The sequence below is a fragment of the Staphylococcus simulans genome, from assembly GCF_025561465.1.
In the GTDB taxonomy this organism is placed as follows: domain Bacteria; phylum Bacillota; class Bacilli; order Staphylococcales; family Staphylococcaceae; genus Staphylococcus; species Staphylococcus simulans.
Map to the genome: position 1 here is coordinate 2252920 of NZ_CP095100.1, position 19056 is coordinate 2271975.

20 protein-coding genes are annotated in these 19056 nt (G+C 36.2%); 7 read left to right on the top strand and 13 right to left on the bottom strand.

Annotated elements, in window-relative coordinates; all coding sequences use genetic code 11:
• Positions 1-122 precede the first annotated feature (122 nt).
• The 6 genes from MUA87_RS10580 to MUA87_RS10605 are packed head-to-tail and all read right to left on the bottom strand — an operon-like array spanning position 123 to position 4426.
• Entirely contained in the window at positions 123-1127 is a 1005-nt protein-coding gene (locus MUA87_RS10580; protein WP_002481510.1) for a 5-oxoprolinase subunit C family protein, read from the bottom strand.
• The gene (gene pxpB, locus MUA87_RS10585) at positions 1115-1822 is read right to left on the bottom strand and encodes a 5-oxoprolinase subunit PxpB (RefSeq protein ID WP_002481509.1); all 708 of its coding nucleotides are present in this window, start codon (positions 1820-1822) and stop codon (positions 1115-1117) included. Before pxpB ends, MUA87_RS10580 begins: the two co-directional genes overlap by 13 nt.
• 16 nt (positions 1823-1838) lie before the next feature.
• On the bottom strand, positions 1839-2045 hold the full coding sequence (locus MUA87_RS10590) for a hypothetical protein (protein WP_023015399.1): 207 nt from the start codon (positions 2043-2045) through the stop codon (positions 1839-1841).
• A gap of 53 nt (positions 2046-2098) precedes the next feature.
• Positions 2099-2707, bottom strand: a complete 609-nt coding sequence (locus tag MUA87_RS10595) for an aminotransferase class IV (RefSeq protein WP_023015400.1) — start codon at positions 2705-2707, stop codon at positions 2099-2101.
• Between the two features lie 5 nt (positions 2708-2712).
• Positions 2713-3849: a chorismate-binding protein gene (locus MUA87_RS10600; protein WP_023015401.1), complete on the bottom strand. Its 1137-nt coding sequence runs from the start codon at positions 3847-3849 to the stop codon at positions 2713-2715.
• A complete protein-coding gene (locus MUA87_RS10605) occupies positions 3833-4426 on the bottom strand; it encodes an anthranilate synthase component II (protein ID WP_023015402.1) in 594 nt (197 codons plus the stop codon). The genes MUA87_RS10600 and MUA87_RS10605 overlap by 17 nt, the downstream gene beginning before the upstream one ends.
• 365 nt (positions 4427-4791) lie before the next feature.
• On the opposite strand from MUA87_RS10605, the gene queC reads away from it, so the two are divergent.
• The 6 genes from queC to MUA87_RS10635 all read left to right on the top strand — a co-directional run bounded on the left by queC (position 4792) and on the right by MUA87_RS10635 (position 8685).
• A complete protein-coding gene (gene queC / locus MUA87_RS10610; protein ID WP_002481505.1) occupies positions 4792-5463 on the top strand; it encodes a 7-cyano-7-deazaguanine synthase QueC in 672 nt (223 codons plus the stop codon).
• A gap of 2 nt (positions 5464-5465) precedes the next feature.
• Positions 5466-5891, top strand: a complete 426-nt coding sequence (gene queD, locus MUA87_RS10615) for a 6-carboxytetrahydropterin synthase QueD (protein WP_156666935.1) — start codon at positions 5466-5468, stop codon at positions 5889-5891.
• Positions 5884-6597 carry a 7-carboxy-7-deazaguanine synthase QueE gene (gene queE, locus MUA87_RS10620; protein ID WP_105978136.1) on the top strand — a complete coding sequence of 238 codons (714 nt, stop codon included), beginning with the start codon at positions 5884-5886 and terminating at the stop codon, positions 6595-6597. Before queD ends, queE begins: the two co-directional genes overlap by 8 nt.
• Before the next feature lie 115 nt (positions 6598-6712).
• The gene (locus MUA87_RS10625; RefSeq protein WP_105978135.1) at positions 6713-7315 is read left to right on the top strand and encodes a hypothetical protein; all 603 of its coding nucleotides are present in this window, start codon (positions 6713-6715) and stop codon (positions 7313-7315) included.
• Between the two features lie 83 nt (positions 7316-7398).
• Positions 7399-7662, top strand: coding sequence for a GlsB/YeaQ/YmgE family stress response membrane protein (locus MUA87_RS10630; protein ID WP_105978134.1), 264 nt, complete (start codon positions 7399-7401; stop codon positions 7660-7662).
• Between the two features lie 183 nt (positions 7663-7845).
• Positions 7846-8685, top strand: coding sequence for an aldo/keto reductase (locus MUA87_RS10635; RefSeq protein WP_372510758.1), 840 nt, complete (start codon positions 7846-7848; stop codon positions 8683-8685).
• 104 nt (positions 8686-8789) lie between these two features.
• Here MUA87_RS10635 and MUA87_RS10640 read toward each other — a convergent pair whose 3' ends face one another.
• Complete coding sequence (locus MUA87_RS10640; RefSeq protein WP_262551401.1) at positions 8790-11093, bottom strand: nitric-oxide reductase large subunit; 2304 nt, start codon at positions 11091-11093, stop codon at positions 8790-8792.
• A gap of 512 nt (positions 11094-11605) precedes the next feature.
• Here MUA87_RS10640 and scdA point away from each other — a divergent pair.
• Complete coding sequence (scdA, locus tag MUA87_RS10645; RefSeq protein ID WP_060804108.1) at positions 11606-12301, top strand: iron-sulfur cluster repair di-iron protein ScdA; 696 nt, start codon at positions 11606-11608, stop codon at positions 12299-12301.
• Positions 12302-12472: 171 nt separating this feature from the next.
• Here scdA and MUA87_RS10650 read toward each other — a convergent pair whose 3' ends face one another.
• The 6 genes from MUA87_RS10650 to MUA87_RS10675 form a co-directional block, all read right to left on the bottom strand.
• Positions 12473-13507: a HAMP domain-containing sensor histidine kinase gene (locus tag MUA87_RS10650; RefSeq protein ID WP_023015408.1), complete on the bottom strand. Its 1035-nt coding sequence runs from the start codon at positions 13505-13507 to the stop codon at positions 12473-12475.
• Entirely contained in the window at positions 13508-14158 is a 651-nt protein-coding gene (locus MUA87_RS10655; RefSeq protein ID WP_052032795.1) for a response regulator transcription factor, read from the bottom strand.
• Between the two features lie 13 nt (positions 14159-14171).
• The gene (locus MUA87_RS10660; RefSeq protein WP_002481495.1) at positions 14172-14645 is read right to left on the bottom strand and encodes a DoxX family membrane protein; all 474 of its coding nucleotides are present in this window, start codon (positions 14643-14645) and stop codon (positions 14172-14174) included.
• 40 nt (positions 14646-14685) lie between these two features.
• On the bottom strand, positions 14686-15114 hold the full coding sequence (locus MUA87_RS10665; RefSeq protein WP_002481494.1) for a DM13 domain-containing protein: 429 nt from the start codon (positions 15112-15114) through the stop codon (positions 14686-14688).
• Positions 15115-15307: 193 nt separating this feature from the next.
• Positions 15308-16696, bottom strand: coding sequence for a hemolysin family protein (locus MUA87_RS10670; RefSeq protein WP_002481493.1), 1389 nt, complete (start codon positions 16694-16696; stop codon positions 15308-15310).
• Positions 16697-17110: 414 nt separating this feature from the next.
• Entirely contained in the window at positions 17111-19054 is a 1944-nt protein-coding gene (locus tag MUA87_RS10675) for a PTS fructose transporter subunit IIABC (protein WP_262550767.1), read from the bottom strand.
• Between the last annotated feature and the right edge of the window lie 2 nt (positions 19055-19056).

The window sequence follows — 19056 nt, forward strand, 5'->3', positions numbered from 1 at the left end:
GGAAATCACACACGATTAAATCAGACTCCAGCCTTAGAATGTAATTGTGCATTTTGCACATTAAAAAAACTGAGAAAGTAACCAGCTTTCTCAGTTGAATTCATTTAAATTAATGTGTCATGTTATTTATTCATTTCTTGCATCATACGATATTCAATACCATGGAATAGCTGTTGTAACCAACTGCTGTATTTCATTAAGTTATTTTCTGCAGTATAAATATCAATATATTGGAACTTTAAGCGCGCACCTTGTGGTTTTTGCGCAAGTTTTGTTAAATGATAGCTCGCAATTGTACCTAATTGCGGATAGCTTCCTAATGTATAGTGGTCATTTAATAAGATGATTGGTGAACCATCACGTTTCACTTGAATCGTACCACGTTTTACAGATTGATGTGGTGGCATGTCTTCATAAAAGGCCTTTACTGGATCGCCTTCTAGAATCATCCCTGCACGGTTCGCTTTGCTGGTTACTTTGTATTCACCATATGTAAAGCGATTTAAAGTTTCTTCATCAAAGTCCTCTGCTCCTTTATTTAACACTACATGGAACATATCAGACATATAGTTGAAAGAAAGTGCATAACCATCAATACCCCAATCCGTTTTATGTGTAACCTTCAAGTTATCAAATAATTTCAGATGACGTTTAGTATAGTTACGTTTCATATTAATCGCATCACCTGCTTGCAATGCGCGTCCTTCGTAACCACCTATTTTAGATAGGAAGTCTGTTGAAGTTGAACCTAGCCACTCTTCAAGTTCTACTCCGCCGCCGATTGCTAAGTAAACACGAGATGTACGGTTAGATTCAGAGAACTGTAGGACATCTCCTTTTTCTACTAAATACAATTTGTTCGGCAAAATACGCATGTTTTGTGTCCATGCTTTGAAGTTGCCGCCAGAAAGTGCAATTAAAGTCGGCTCAGTGAAGCGAATACGCGCCATTTTTGTCGTCATCTCTAACGTTGCTTCATTTTTATCATTCGCAACCAAGCGATTCGCAATTTCATGTGCTAAGAAATCAATTGCACCGCCAGGAATAACGCCATCATGCTCGTAACCTTGTCGTCCAAAGTCTTGGAAGCTTGAAAAAAGTCCTGGATTTTCTATTATGATTGACATGATTCACTGCCTCCTTCACTTTCATTTTCAGGTTCAGCTGGTTTGAACCGTACAGTATCACCTAACTTCAATAAAGTGAAGTCTTCTTTTTCTGGGTTGAATAAACGGACAGGTGTATAACCGATAACAAGCCAGTCACCGTATGTATCAGTTGTGACTACACCACATTTCTTACCTTCAAGGATGACAGATCCTGCTGGAATAAATTTTTGTTCATCTCCTGTATGGTTAACATAAATACGTTCATTTAATCCTGTTAGATACGGGAATCCTGGTGAATAGCCCATCATCGATACGAAGTATGTTTTATTCGCATGCAATGAAATAAATTCTTCTTCACTCATTCCGAAGTATTCTACCAACTCTGCTAAATCCGGACCGTATTCGCCACCATAGTAGACAGGTAATTCTACAGGCATTTTTACAGCATCCCCATGTCTGACTTCGATTTTGATAGAGTGCAGTAAATCCGTCATATATTGGAACGGTGATGTAATATGATGATGTTTCATCATATCTCGCGCATTATAGACAATCATCATATCAGATTCAGTCGGCACGATTTCTGTAATAAATGGATAGTTTTGTTCTAATAAATACGAACGTAATGCTAACAGGTCTTCTGTTGTATGTTGCGTGACTTCTTTCTCCACAGAAACCACAATTGCTTTGTCACCTTGACTATAAATTTTCATAATGCACCTCTGGTCTTCATTGATTATAAAAGATATTTAGTAACCTTAAAATATACGTCATCATCATCTTCATAAAGTAATATACGAGCACGAGTTGGATAAGCAGCATTATACCTACGACGGCTTTTGCTGCTAAAGGTTTCTGCTGTTGTAGGAAATAGCGTGCCAGCCGCTTCGCAACCCAAATTACCACAATGATTAATATCAGGACTATTCCAATCATGCTGCCACCTTTTTAAACCCTTCTGCTACTTATAAGTTTAATCATACTTAATTTTAAAGATTAATCTGTATCTCGGCAACCTCTCGCAAGCTATTTATCAAGAAAAGCTCCGCTTCATGTGCCTCCAATTTTTCTCTCAACTCATCTATTGTATAATCTCTTTCTTCTGCTTTACCTTCATCTAATAACTGTGCACGCATGCACCCTTTTAAGAAGTCATTATTAAAACAAGGTGTGTAGTATTTACCTTGTTCTTTGATCAGCACATTACCGATATCAAACTCTAAAATTTTACCTTGCAGATTATAAAAAAGAACAACATCTGTCTCATGAAGATGTTCTACATGTTCACGATGAGACGTTTTATTAACGTATTGCCACTTTGGGTAATCCGAACGCATCAATTGCGCTTGAGCAGTGAAACTACTTTTTTCAGGTAAGTCGACACATTGATAAGTCAATTCGCCAGATTCATCTGCCATGACTTTCAAACGATAAGTGCCTGTTGGATATTCCTTTTTAATATCTGCGATAAATGCTTCCCACTGAATTTCAGGTAATGGAATAGAAAGCTCCTTAGCTGACTGTAAAATACGTGCTTTGTGATAATCTCGACGTGGAATTTTACCTTCTGATAAACGCATTGTCTCAAATAAGTACATCATTATCACTCCAATATTTTAGTTTTCGCTTCAAACTCTGCGACTTCTGCTTCTGGATCTGAATCAATCGTAATACCTGCACCTACACCATAGACTGCTTCGTCTTCAATATATTGCACCGTACGTATCGGTACATTAAATATTGAGGGACCGTTTGGAATCATTAACCCGATGGTACCACAATATACATGTCGCGGTGTGCCTTCTAATGCTTTAATATAGCGCATCGTATTTAATTTAGGTGCACCAGTAATCGAACCGCATGGAAAGAGTGCAGTCAAAATACGTTGTAATGACGTTGCTTGCGGTAATTGTCCTGTGACCATACTCGTCATTTGAAAGACAGTTTGATAACGTTCAATATGAAACGGTTGATACACTTTCACACTGCCTGGTTTTGAAATACGTGCAATATCATTACGTAATAAATCTACTATCATCACATTTTCAGCTTGATCTTTTTTAGATTGTGCGAGTTGTTGATAATAATAGTCATCCTCTGCTTTATCTTTCCCTCTTGGTATAGTGCCTTTCATCGGTTTACTTAATACCACGTCCTCCATCGTTTTAAAAGAACCTCTTTGAAAGAACAATTCAGGTGAAATCGAGGCGATTTGTAATTCATCGGTATCAAGCAACGCTGTATAATTACCGTGACTGCTTCGTGTTAAATAATCATACATTTCGCTGATAGGCATACGGATACGATCATACATACGTGTTGTATAGTTCACTTGATATGTATTCCCTTCTACAATCGCATCTTGAACTTGTTGGATATGTTGAATCATAGTTGGCTTTGACAAACGAAAATGAAAGTGCGGACGTGCTGATACAGCCTTATCTTTTACTTCTTCCCTTGTTTCAGGTGCTTCAAATATATAGGCTGCCGCATAAACATAATTGGAAGTTTCTGGTAGATGTACTGCCATTTCAGAATTAAAGGCAGGTGCCGCTTCGTAAGGTAAATACAGACAAACAAAATGACCTGCCTGATGTGCTTGTTCAGCAAAATCAATGACTTCATGTACCTCATTTAAATCATAAGCAATCTTTTGATCAAGAATTGTCTTGAAACAATATTGGTACTGCTTATAATCTGTTTCATCTGTGTAATATCGATAATTAAAGTGCGCGCGCAATGTTTTCACCTGCCTGTTGAAGAAATAGTCGAATTTGCGCATGGCCATATTCACTCAATATAGATTCAGGATGATATTGCACACCATAAATCGGATAACTTCTATGCGCCACTGCCATCACAATTTGCTCTTCATTATATGCTGTGACTTCTAGCGCACTTGGCATGCGCAATGCATCTGCACATAAGGAGTGATAACGCATCACATGAAATTGTTTAGGCAGTCCCGCAAAAATACCTTGCTCATTTGTGGTAATCAACGTAGTGTGGCCATGTACAGGACGTGAACTATGAATAATAGCACCACCGTAATGTTCAACAATAAGTTGAAATCCTAAGCACACACCTAAAATAGGTACACTATCTTCAAACGTGCTAAGGACTTCATGTAAAATCGGATAATCACTTGGACTTCCTGGACCTGGGGAAATCACAATCGCATGCGGCTGCATCGTTTTTAATGTTTCTATATCTACGTCATCTACATCGATAACTGTCACACGTTCATTACTTTCTGTCTTCAGATAATCTACTAAGTTATATGTAAATGAGTCTTTGTTATCTATCATTATAATCATACTTAACTTGTCCCCTTACTCAACATTCTATTTGTTTCGTCGAACAATGCTTTTAACTTCATTTTACAAGATGTCACACGATTTTGTAATAGCAGAAGCAGAGACACCTTGATTTTACTTAGGAAATATATTATTCTATCTATCGACATAGAAACACAGAGGTTCCTAGCTGATACCCTCTATAAAAAACTAGACTTTTACTTTCAATCGTCTATCTTTTATAGAGATAGTCAATATACTACGTCATTGTCTATATCAACTCGAACCTAAAAGCGTTATTTTGAATCATCAAGATACACGCACTTTAGCGTTCGAGTTTTTTTATTGATCGAGCTAGGTCATCACTTTAAAGGAGAGATTGACTTATGGCACCCCATAAACTTGATGATGATAAAGCACTCGTCGTTTTCAGCGGCGGACAAGACAGTACGACTTGTCTCTTTTATGCGAAAGCAAAATTCAAAGAAGTAGAACTTGTGACTTTCCAATACGGTCAACGTCACGATACTGAAATTGAAGTCGCTAAACAAATCGCACAAGAACAAGGATTAAAGCACCACATTTTAGACATGTCTTTATTATCTCAACTCACACCGAATGCGTTAACCCAACATGATTTACAAATTGAAGATACTGATGATGGTGTACCAAACACCTTCGTTCCAGCCCGCAACTTATTATTCTTATCATTTGCTGGCGCTTTAGCTTATCAGATTAAAGCACGTCATATTATTACTGGTGTATGTGAAACAGACTTTTCTGGATATCCAGACTGTCGCGATGATTTTGTGAAATCCATGAACGTCACATTAAATTTATCAATGGATAAGAATTTTGTGATTCATACACCACTGATGTGGTTAGACAAAAAAGAAACTTGGGCATTAAGTGATGAACTTGGTGTCTTAGATTATGTAAGATATAACACATTGACTTGCTATAACGGGATTATCGCAGATGGCTGCGGTGAATGTCCGGCTTGTCAATTACGCGCACGTGGTTTAAATGCTTATTTAGCAGAAAAAGGAGTGAACTGATTTTGTTACAACAAATTTATCCAACAGTTGCCCATCCCTATGCTTTCGAATTAAATAAAGATTTCCATTTTGCAGCTGCACACTACATTCCTTGCGAAGATGCAGGTAAATGTGTACGTACGCATGGTCACACTTATTTCGTTAATTTAACTATCGTTGGTGACGAACTTAATCATAGCGGTTTCTTAATCAACTTTGCAGCGTTAAAAAAACAAATTCATGAGCAGTTCGATCATTATTTATTAAATGATTTACCGCAGTTCAAAGATAAAATGCCATCTACTGAAGTGGTCGCACAAACTATTTGCCAACTTACAGAAGAAATTTTAGAGAAACAGCCGAACCGTCCAAAATGTGCACAAGTCTATTTACGTGAAACTCCATCTAGCTATGTGGTTTATCGTCCTAAGGAGTTCCGTCATGGCTAAAATTCCTGTATTAGAAATTTTCGGACCGACCATTCAAGGTGAAGGCCGTGTCATCGGACGTAAAACAATGTTCGTACGAACTGCTGGCTGTGATTATCGATGCAGCTGGTGTGATTCCAGTTTCACTTGGGATGGCAGTATGAAAGATGAAATTCAAATGATGACTGCAGAAGAAATTTATGACCGACTTTATGAAATCGGCGGCGATTGCTTTAATCATGTCACAATTTCAGGCGGTAATCCTGCATTAATTAAAGGTATTCAAGATTTAGTGTATCTCTTTGAAGAAAAGAACATTGAAAGTGCATTAGAAACACAAGGAAGTCGTTTCCAACCGTGGATGCGCCAAATCAATGATTTAACAATCAGTCCTAAACCACCGAGCTCAGGTATGAAACCAAATATACAAATACTTGATGAAGTAATTGAACAATGTGTTAAAGAAACATTAAATCTTAAAGTTGTCGTTTTTGATGATGACGACTATGAATTCGCTAAATATATACATCATCGTTATCCAGATCTCCCATTTTATTTACAAGTCGGTAATCCTTACTTAGATGATGAAGTAGAAAATCATACAGCACGTTTGCTTGAACGTTACGAAAATCTTGTAGATAAGGTTATGCAAAGCAATGATATGAACCAAGTCTATGTTTTACCACAATTGCATACTTTACTTTGGAGTAATATGAAAGGTGTATAAGTTTCGGGCTGCAGAATGCCCGAGCTTTTTTAATTTTAAAGTGTTTTCAAATGCTTAAATGTACTGAAATTGGTATAATATTCCAGTGAATATTAGAAGTCAGGAGACGCACCCTATGCTCATCTACATAATTATCAACATTGCGATTATATCAGCTTCCATTTTGATTGATATGTATTTACAATCTAACAATCAAGTCAAATTAAGTACGATTCTTATTGCAGTTTCTATAAACAGTGTGATTAATCTTATCGTTATCGGAAAGTTTGATTTTATTTCGCATGCGATGGTGGCTTTTATACTAATCTGGACATTACTTGCGCTGTTGACTGATCGAAAGTTTAAACCCATTACCTTTAAAACTCAAAAATTTATGGCCTTTATAGTCTTCACTTTATTGAGTCTCTCTTTATTCATCGTATTCAATACAAGTGAGAAATCCTATTATATGTCAGTTCCATATTTAGCACCGGTTTTCTTCATAATCGGCGCATCTTTCATCTTCTTAACCATCTTTCAAAGTTCAGAAGACACAACTTTTCGTAGTTATTTTATGAAAAGCAAACCTAAATCACTAACAATCGGCACACTGTTAATTATCATTTCATTCCTTGTAATGAATTTATTAACTCCTTTTTGGTATGTTTACCTAATTATTTACTTAATATTAATTTTATTTATGTTGTGGACAAAACCTTTCTACAATAATTTTGATTAATGATGATTATTCTATACGAATTAGTGGTATTAAATAACAAGCACAATAAAAAAGTATTGTCAGTATTGAATTAGGAGGCTACTATTATGGGATTAATATTAATGATTATCGTCGGAGGCCTAATCGGTTGGTTAGCCGGCGCAATTTTAGGTAAAGATATTCCAGGAGGAATCTTAGGTAACATCATCGCTGGTATTGTCGGCGCATGGTTAGGCTCAGCAATCTTAGGTAGTTGGGGTCCATCATTAGGTGGCATTGCGATCTTCCCAGCGTTAATCGGTACAATTTTATTAATTGTAATCCTTTCATTAATCTTGGGTGCAATCCACAAAAACAAAAGAAAATAAGACTTAATACTTAATGAGTATTAATTACTAACTTGCAGCAGCATCATTCATTTGAATGGTGTTGCTGTTTTTTGTTTCATTTTATTAAATAACCTTTAATTTAATTGCACATCATTTTCTCTTTAATAGTATTACATATCTTTTGTTTGATACAATGAAGAAAAAGTAGAAGGAGTGCGAATCATCTTGAAAAAGAAAGTAAAGTTGAATAACGATGTTAAAATCCCCCGTATAGGCTTAGGAGTTTACAAAATTGATGAAACACATATGGAATCTGCTGTAAAAGCTGCTGAAGATTCAGGTTATCGTGCTTTCGATACAGCTTATTTCTATTTCAATGAAAAGGAATTAGGCGAAGCAATTAAAAAAAGCAAAGTTCCACGCGAAGACCTCTTTATTACGTCAAAGCTGTGGAATGATTATCAAGGTTATGACAGCACAAAAGCTTACTTTGAGAAATCATTAGAAAATCTTGGCGTAGATTACTTAGATATGTTTTTAATTCATTGGCCATGTGAGGCAGACGGCTTATTTATTGAAACATATCAAGCAATGGAAGAACTTTATAAAGAAGGACGCGTTAAAGCAATCGGTGTCTGCAACTTCCAACAACATCACTTAGAAAAATTAATGGAACATACTGAAATTGTGCCGGCGGTTAACCAAATCGAATTCCACCCATACTTAAACCAACAAGACTTACAAGACTTCTGTGATAAACATGGTATAAAAGTTACCGCTTGGATGCCTTTAATGCGTGGACGTGGTTTATTTGAAGATCCGGTTATCGCAAAGCTAGCTGAAAAATATGAAAAAACACCTGCGCAAATCATCTTAAATTGGCATTTAATGCATGATAGAATTGTGATTCCTAAGTCTCAAACTCCTTCAAGAATCAGCGAAAACTTTGAAGCAATTGACTTTGAATTACGAGATAAAGACGTTAAAAAAATCGATCAGTTAAATCAGGACTTACGCCAAGGTAAGCACCCTGATGACGTTAAAATCGGTACGTTAAAATAACTTAATTCAAGTTCATATATAACGAAAGGACAGTGCAGAGCGCGAAACTCTGTACTGTCCTTATTTTTACTTTTTCCGCTTATGTGAAAGCTATTTACTGTCTATCAGATTTTATTTTGATATTCATTATTTTTAACTTTTTTAAGATGCATGACTGCACGAACTGTGATCACAAGCAAAATAACTACACCGGCTGTGAAGATTAAGTCCCAAGGCAATCTGCCCCATAATAACCAAAAGACTGAGTCTTTTTGATAGAACTCTGTCAATCTTGCATGCCAGTAACCATGTTTCAATGCATCTGTAAGTTGAATATAACCTACTGGAAGCAATGTCATAAAAACCATGCCAGCTAAACCAATATTTAATAACCAACATGAAATAGAAATCCATTTTTCAACTTTCTTCGTCCAGAATTCAGGTTTAGTAATACTTCTTAATACATATAACATAATCGCAATTGAGAACATACCATACACACCGGCCATTGAGCCATGTGCGTGCGCAGATGTCCACTGTGTTCCGTGTTCAAAGTAGTTAATGGCTGGCGCATTAATCAAGAATCCTAGTGCACCCGCACCAATTGCGTTCCATAATCCTGTAGAAGCTAAGAAGATGAATGTACCTTTGTATGGGAATTCAATTTTACTGAATTTATAAACACGATAATGGGTGTAAGCTTCCCAAATTAATAAACATAACGGTACAACTTCTAAAGCAGAGAAGCTTGAACCTAATGCTAACCAAATTGAATGGTCGCCTTGCCAGTAATAATGGTGCCCCATTCCTACAATTCCTGTACCTAGTAATAAAATGATTTGGAAGTACAATGCACGAATTGTAGAATGTATTGTCGTTAATTTCATATCTACCATTAAGAAACCAATTAAAATAACCGCAAAAGCTTCAAAGATGCCTTCTACCCATAAGTGTACAATCCACCAACGCCAATAATCTGCGAAAGTGACATGTGAGTTAGGCATAATAAAGAGTGATGCTAAGTAGAACATTGGAATTGCGATTGCGCCAATAAACAAGAGCAAGATTAAACGTTTACGATGTTGTTCACTGCCATCTTTAATCGCTGGGATGAAGCCTCTGGCTAAAATAATCATCCATAGCACCATACCGATGATAAATAAAATTTGCCAGAATTTACCAAGCTCAATATATTCCCAACCGAAATGACCGAATAACCACCATTTATCGTTAATCCAACCAAGAATATTGCCCCATTCACCTATCATACTACCGCCAGTAACAATCAATAATGCGACGAATAAGATATCGACTAATTTACCTTGATGTTTAGGCTCTTTACCGAGCACCCTCGGCACAATATAGATCCCTGTCGCAAGCCATGTTGTAGCCACCCAGAAGATCACCAACTGCAAGTGCCATGTCTTCGCAATGTTGAATGGGAATAGTTTTTGAAGCGGAATACCAAAGAATTCATTTTCCACATAATAATGGGCCATTAATTCACCTAATAAGATTTGAATTAAAAACAGCACCATCACAATCACAAAGTATTTGGCTGTTTTGGCCTGACTTGATGAAATTGTATCTTGAATTTTAATTTCAGGTAAACGACGTTCACTATCATATGTTGATTCCATGTCGAATTGATAACGTCTTTGAAAGTAAATAATAATCGCAACACCAGCGACTAATATCGCAACGGAAATTGCTGACCATATCAATGCTTCACTTGGCATTGTATTACCCGCTTGTTCATCAAATGGCCAGTTGTTTGTATATGAGAAATCTCTATCTGGACGATCTGTTGAAGATAACCATGCACCCCAGAAGAAGAAATCACTCAAATGCTCAATTTTATTCCCTTTGACCATATAATCATCTGTCTTGATTTGATCAATCATATTTTGTGGTAACCCTGCTTGCTTGGGATTATTCACAAACTCTTTATGATAATAATCTCTGACATAATTCAAGCCTGCAACTTGTGCATCTGTTAATACAAGTTCATCTTTAGCTTTTGAATAGCGATTCACCCGTATTTCTTTTTTAACTTTGTCTTCAATGCCTGCTTTCTGCATTTGGTTTAATTGTTTAAAAGGTTTATCATAAAGATGTTCAGCATAATAGTAATGCATCCCTTTTAAATAATGATGCAATGTTTCTGCAGTATAATCAGGACCTAAATAAGATCCGTTTCCTAAATATGAACCATAATCCGTCAATCCATATTTTTCATAAATAGCTTGACCACTGATTAGTTCGGATTTAGAAATGACCGTCTGTCCACTTTCATTCACCACTTTTGTTGGACGAGGCGCTTCATTTTTAAATATCAACCAACCACCAGCTAGCAAAATACCGAATACGACGACTAATATTGTTACTAAGACCTTCGACAATCTACTGTATGGATTTTTCATCCCGATTTCTCTCCTCAGTAACTTCGACTCTCAACTTCAGAATACGCCTACTGCAATTGATAGTAAATATCATTCTCAATTAGTTCTTAATTTTGTCATAAATGTATTTATACATAAATTGTTGTTTTCTTCGATTTTAGTTTTATTTTAATATGTTTATTGTTAAGCAAACTTTGTGTTCTACAAATATTTTAATAAGCGGTATGGTCTCTCCTTCTTAATATTTTTCATTAATCTACTGATATTGGGAATCATTTTCAATTATTCAGAAATTTGTCACAAATGATTGGTTTACGGTTTATTTACACTTATAGTATCTAAAGTAATATTTTTCTTGTGCATTTTAATATAAACGCCCCTTCTTCGAGTTACTTTAATCTCTATACAGGTAAATTTACAATAAATTTTCTTGAAGTTTTTATGAAGATTACAATAATACTTTTAATTTAGAACACTTTTTGTTTTTATTTATCACTATTCTTCTTATAATAGAGATGAGTCGAAAAGGAGCGTATATTATGATTACTAAAACTGATATTGTAGCGAACGTTGTGACAGACTATCCGAAAACTGCTGATATCTTCAAACGTTCTGGTATAGATTTTTGTTGTGGCGGCCAAGTTTCTATTGAAGAAGCTGCGAAAGATAAAAAAAGAGTTGTTTTAGAAGATTTATTAGCTGAACTTGATGAAGCAAGTAAACAAAATGCCGGAGGACAAGGCTTAAATCCTAAATATTTAAGCATCCCTTCTTTAATTCAATACATCCAAGATGCATACCACGAACCAATGAAAGAAGAGTTCAAAAACTTAACGCCTTATGTGACTAAACTCGCAAAAGTTCACGGTCCAAGTCATGAGTACTTGTTAGAATTAAAAGATTTATATACAACATTTAAAAACAACATGTTAGAACATACACAAAAAGAGGATGAAAAAGACTTCCCTCAACTTATCGCATTTGCGAATGGTGAGAATGTTGATAACGTAGAAGCTATTATCGAAGATTTAACTGCAGATCATGACAGTACAGGTAACTTGTTACGTAGAATGGATGAAATTACGAATGATTTCCAACCGCCTATCGAAGCTTGCGGAACATGGCGTTTAGTGTACACTCGTTTAGCTGCGTTAGAAAATGCGACATTACAACATGTACATTTAGAAAACCACGTTTTATTCGAAAAATGTCGCGAACAATTACAACAAGGCTAATTTAACTTTATATTTAGCGTGAATATCTTATAAAACTAAACAGACAAGGTTGAAGATGTGATTATATCTTCAACCTTGTCTGTTTTTTCTTTTCAAATTCATAAGGGATTAGTTCTTATCTTTTATCTGTAATACTTACTTTTACTTTCTACGCTTTTCTTTTCTACTGCTTTATAATTTTGGCAAAGATACGATCATCGTAGTTCCTACTTCAGGTTCACTTTCAACTTGAATCGTACCGCCGATTTGTTTCACCAGTTCTTGTGTGATGTATAACCCTAAACCAGAACCGCCTGTATGGTAATTTCTAGAATCTTCTACTCTGAAAGTACGCTCAAAAATACGTTTAATATCTGCTTTCGCAATTCCGATGCCTTTATCTTTGATGTAAATTTGGATATGTTTTTCGCTTTCAGCAAGACAAATATAAATTGGACTACCTGATGGCGAAAAGTTCATCGCATTATCAATTAAGTTCGTAATGATACGTTCTAACGGTTGCGGATATTGTTTGAAAGGTGCCAACTTATCACAAAACTTCACTTCTAAATGTCTGTTGTCTATTTTCATACGTTGTTCATAGCCATTTAGTATATTCAATAATAATTGGTCGATTTGAATTGTTTCTACTACATAAGTATTCGGAGCATCTAATGTTGCGACATGCGTTAACTCGTCAAACATTTTGGATAGGCGATTAGATTGTTTGATTAAGGTGTCATAGGCTTCCTGACGATCTATTTGTGAGTGAACGACACCGTCTTTTAATGCTTCTGAATACGAAATAATACATGCGAGCGGTGTTTTTAAATCATGTGCTAAATTTTGAATCAATTCATACTTCTCTTGTTGTTCTGACTTAATTTGAGCCATTTGTTTAGTAATCTCATGCGCCATTTTATTAAAGGAATGACTCAGTTCTTTAATTTCTCTCGGTGAAGTAAATTGCGTAGGTTCCATCTCGTAATTACCATCTGCGAATTGTTTCGTTCTGACATTGAAATGTTTAATCTTTTGAACGAGTGGTGTTAAAAAGAAACTGCAGATGAATAAGGTTAAACAACTCGATACTATAGCGCTAATCGTCAATAACACTGTGGTATGACCATTAAACAACATCAGTTTATAAGCAATACCAAGGATGGTAGAGGCCAATAATACACTAGATAACACTCCGATAATCACTTGTGTTCTGATTGAAAACATTTAGTCTGCTTTCCTTTCAAACTTATAACCAAGACCCCATACTGTGGTAATCGTGTAAGCGTCGAAATGAAATTGTTCGAACTTTTCTCTGATGCGATGAATATGTACATTGACTGTACTTGCATCTTCGTAATAATCATAACCCCATACTTCTTCTAACAATTGCGATTTAGATATCGCTTGATTTTCATGCGTTGCTAAATACCACAACAATTCAAATTCTTTAATTCTCAAGTTCACCACAGCACCATTAATTTCCACACTTTTCTGTTGATCATTCAACTTTAAAGTATCAAAAGTTAAAGATGTTTGTGCTGACTGACTGCGCTTAACGCGACTCAACAAATTATTCGCACGTAACACGAGTTCTCTTGGACTGAAAGGCTTCTTTAAATAGTCATCTGCGCCGAGAGTCAAAGCATAAATGGTGTCATGTTCTTTTGTTTTTGCGGACATATAAATAAACGGAATATCCAGTTGTCGTTGTTTCATTTCCTTAATCACTTCATAACCATCTACATTCGGCATCATGATGTCTAAAATAATTAAATCAATTGATGGATCAAGTTGGTTCAAAGCATCTTCCCCATTATGTGCAGTTAATACTTTATAACCTTCATATTCGAAGTACGTTTGGCAGATGTCGACCATGTCTTGTTCATCATCAACGATTAAGATTGTGTTCACGTCTTGTATCACCTTTTTCTTTAATATATGCGATTACAGCACTCAATGAAATTTGTTTTAATAAGTTTTTATTCATTAACAATATAATAAAGAGTGCTAATTGAACAGGATACGTAAATATCATATCTGATAAAATATAATTTAGCATAACAAAGGCGCCAAAGAAACTTGCAATATGTGACAGAATTCCTAATATTAACCCTAAACCAATCGCAATTTCCCCTAAAGGTACAATTACATTAAAGACGGGAGCACTGTGCGCGACGATGTGTTCAAAAAAGAGTTTGAACCACACTGGAGAATCTTCATTCTTAATCACAACTGGGATCAGCGGTTCTATTTTAAAACCACCTGTTAACTTCTCCCAACCTTGAGCTAAAATGTAGCCGCCGGCTATAATACGAATTAAAAATAAAATTACGAGTTCAATCGTACGTAGATAATGTTTCATGAAATCACTTCTCTTCTCGTTGAATTATCACTTTAACCTTCTATTTTACTTTTGCGGCACCGAAGATAACGTGCGCTTTCTTACAATAAATCGTCACTTCATTATATTGATCTAAGTCAGCGTCTTTGATGTCGAAAGTTTGTGTTGGTTTATTGTAGTCGACCATTTCTAGTTGTTTGCCCTCTTTAATATTGCCATCCTTTGTCAGATAGACGTACAAATCTGGACCTTTCGCAGATTTAAAATCTGTTAACTTAATTTGGTGATTTTCGATTTTAACGTGACCAGACACTTCCTCTTCACCTGATTTAAATTCACCTGTCAGCACTTTATGGTGATCGTGTTTATGTTCATGTGATGTCTGTTCTGTTTTTTCTTTTGGCTGTTCATCTTTTTCATTGTTACAACCTGCTAAAGTAATACTTGTTGCTAAAAGTGTAGTAGCTAATAAATATGTTTTACTATTCATCATAAACCCTCATTTCATTTTATTTTTGTAATGATTAAGCTTATTATAAATGAGCGATTTATATCATACCATTAACTATTTATTAACTAAGTTATAACTTCAATTCATGTCGGATTTGTGTCTAAACATTAAAAAATCCCTTTTAAACCTAGTACTTTAAGTACGGTCTAAAAGGGATTTGACAGTATTACGATTATTCATCGTTATCTTTTTTATCTCTTTTGTTTCTTTTATTATTGTTGTCATCGTCTTCATCTTCTTCTGAAAGAGACTGACGTTCAGCGTTATATTCATATTTTAAAATGACTGTGATGATTTGGTGATTTTCAATATCTGAAATAATCCAGCGATCAAAATACGTATCGACGTAGTCATTTTTCTGTAAGTTTGTATTATGTGCTTGTAACCATCCGCCGATTGTATCGATATCTTCAGAGTCATCAAACTCGATACCTAATTGATCTGTTAAATCTTCTAACAACACACGACCATTGATTTGGTATGTGTCATCATTTAATTTAATCACATCATTCACTTCATTATCATCGAATTCATCACGGATTTCACCCACGATTTCTTCTAAGATATCTTCCATTGTTAAGATACCAGCAGTTCCGCCGTATTCATCAATAACCAAACTGATGTGTACACGTTCGCGTTGCATTCTGATTAATGCATCACTGATGCGTGTTGTTTCTGAAATCAATGGTAATTCATGAATATAATTTGCAATCTTGATAGGTTTGCCTGAAGCATACTCTGTCAAGAATTCTTTCACATTAATAAAACCTTTGATATGGTCTTTGTCGCCGTCTTCTGTAATTGGGTAACGAGTGAATTGGTATTCTTTAAGTGTCTCTAATAGTTCGTCTACAGTAAAAGGTTCATTTAAAGTGACCATTTGTGTTCTTGGGACCATGACATCTTTCGCTTGTCTCTCATCAAATGAGAAGATGTTTTGCATATAAGCAAGTTCTGTCTGGTTAATCTCACCGCTGTTATAGCTGTTGTTGATAATCATTTTAATTTCTTCTTCTGACATCGCGTCATTGTTTTCATCTGGATCAATACCAAATAGACGGATAATCATTCGTGCAGAACCATTCATTAACCAAATTAATGGTTTCATGATTAAGCCGAAATAATAAAGCGGACGTGCATAAAGTAACGCAACTTTCTCAGTGTGCTGAATCGCAAATGTTTTAGGTGCCAATTCACCTAATACTACATGCAGATATGTCACAACTAAGAATGAAATAACGATTGAAATGGTTGTATTCAAAGCATCAGGTAACGGTATCAGTTCAAAAATAGGATGTAATAATTTAGAAAAGACAGGTTCACCTAACCAACCTAGTCCTAAAGATGTAACAGTGATACCGAGCTGACATGCTGATAAGTAGTAGTCAAGATTTGAAATCATTTTCTTGACGACAGCCGCACTGCCGTTGCCTTCTGCAACCATTTCTTCAATTTTAGTAGCTCTGACTTTCACCAAAGCAAATTCTGATCCAACAAACACAGTAGTCAGTGCGATTAAAAATATAAATATTAACAAGTTTATTATGGTCGTACTATCCAATTAGTTCCCTATTGCTAGGGATTCACCTCCAAGTTATATGCCGCTATGTACGGCAATGATGTTTAGCGCATCGTTTTGAGCAAAGTGACAAATGCCTAGTTCATCCTTCCCATTTCCACAGCGACACCTCCCAACTAGCGTAAAATCTAACAAGATTATCATATCATAATCACCATTCAAATAGTAATTTTTTCAGACTGAATTCAAGTTATTTTTTTGGTATTTTATGATACCTCTTTACAAATAAAAATAAACAGCTAAGAAGCGAGTCAGCCCGATAAACAGGCTGTCTCTCTCTTAACTGTTTATTCGAATATACATTTACCTACCACAGTAAATTAGATTCGTGATGCGTGTCATTTCTAATAGCACGCCTTTACTATAATGCGCTAAATTCACGTAAAATTCAACTCATTATTCATCCATTGATTCAGATGCGGCAATTTCGTCTGCTGTCGGTTTACGTTTGATGAAACCGTAAATCACTGCAGAGATGGCTGCGCCGACTAAAATCGCTAGAATTGTTTGTAATGAATGGGAGAAGTCAGTACCTAAGATAACAAAGATACCACCATGCGGTGCTCCGATAGATGAACCTAAGCCAAGTGCAATGGCACCGCCGATACCTGAGCCGATCATCATTGATGGAATTACGCGAATTGGGTCAGCTGCCGCAAATGGAATAGCACCTTCTGTAATGAATGATGCACCCATCACAAAGTTAGGTACAATTGAACCACGTTGTGTTTTTGTAAACTTACGTTTAAAGAACAACATTGAAAGTGCTAATGCAATCGGTGGAATCATACCGCCGACCATAGCTGCTGTAATTGGTGCAGCGTTACCTTCTGTTAATGCCGCTGTTGCGAATACGTAAGCTGCTTTGTTGAATGGACCACCCATATCAATGGCCATCATGGCACCAATCACTAAACCAAGTAACATAATGTTTGCTCCTGATAAACTGTTTAAACCGTTTAATAATAAATGGTTCACCCAAGCTGCTGGTGGGTTAAATACATACACCATTAACAGACCTGTAACAGTGACAGATAAAATTGGATAAATTAATGTTGGTTTTAAACCTTCAAGTGATTGTGGCATACGACGCGTCATCACTTTGATGCCTTCTGTTAAATAACCTGCTAAGAAACCGGCAATAATACCGCCGATAAATCCAGAGTCACCGCTCATTGCTAACATACCGCCGACTAAACCAGCTGCCATACCTGGTTTTTCAGCAATGCTGCGCGCGATGAATGCTGATAAAATTGGAATAATTAAGTAGAACGCACTGTTCTTACCAATGTTCCACAATTGTTCAGCAAATGCATTATACTCTGAAGATTTCGGATCGAATGAGTTTGGTCCGAACAAGAATACAATTGCCATTAAAATACCACCGGCAATTACAAGTGGCAACATGTTAGAAACACCGTTCATTAAGTGCTTATAAATTGTTTTGCCGACACTTTGTTTTTCTTGTTTACCGCTTGCTTGACCTTTACCTCTGCCTTCTCTTGCTTTAAATGGTGTACGGTCAGTTGCTAAAGCAAGGTCGATTAATTCTTCTGGACGTTTGATGCCGTCAGCAACAGGAACTTCTACGACGTTTTTGCCATCGAAACGATCTGTTTCTACATGCACGTCCGCTGCAACAATAACACCTTGTGCTTTATCAATATCTTCAGTAGTTAAACGGTTTTTAATACCACTTGACCCGTTTGTTTCAACTTTCATTTTGACGCCCATTTTTTTCGCTTGTTTCAATAAAGCATCTTTCGCCATATACGTATGTGCAATACCAGTTGGACATGCTGTCACACCGATAACATATGGCTCTTCGGATTCAGCGTCTTTATTCGCTTCAACTGGCGCTGTTTCCTCTTCTTCATCTGGTGCTTCATCGTCTGCACGATCAATAATTGCCAAAACTTCATCTGGTGTTTCTGCGTTTAACAATGCTTTTCTGACATCGTCATCCATTAAGACACCAGATAATTTAGCTAACGCGTCTAAATGTGTTTGTGCACCGCCTTCAGGTGCTGCAATCATAAAGAATAAGTGTGCAGGTTGTCCGTCTAAACTTTGATAATCTACGCCGGCTTTTGATTTACCGAAGGCAATAGCCGGCTTTTTCACTGCATCAACTTTCGCATGGGGAATCGCAATCCCTTCACCGATACCTGTTGTACTTTGCCCTTCACGTGCCATAATCGCTTCTTTGAACGCTTTGACATCGCTTAAAATACCTGCATGGTCTAATTGATCCACTAAAGCATCAATGACACCTTCTTTTGATGTCGCATCTAAATCCATCGCGATTGTCTCTCGCGTTAATAATTCAGTGATTCTCATAT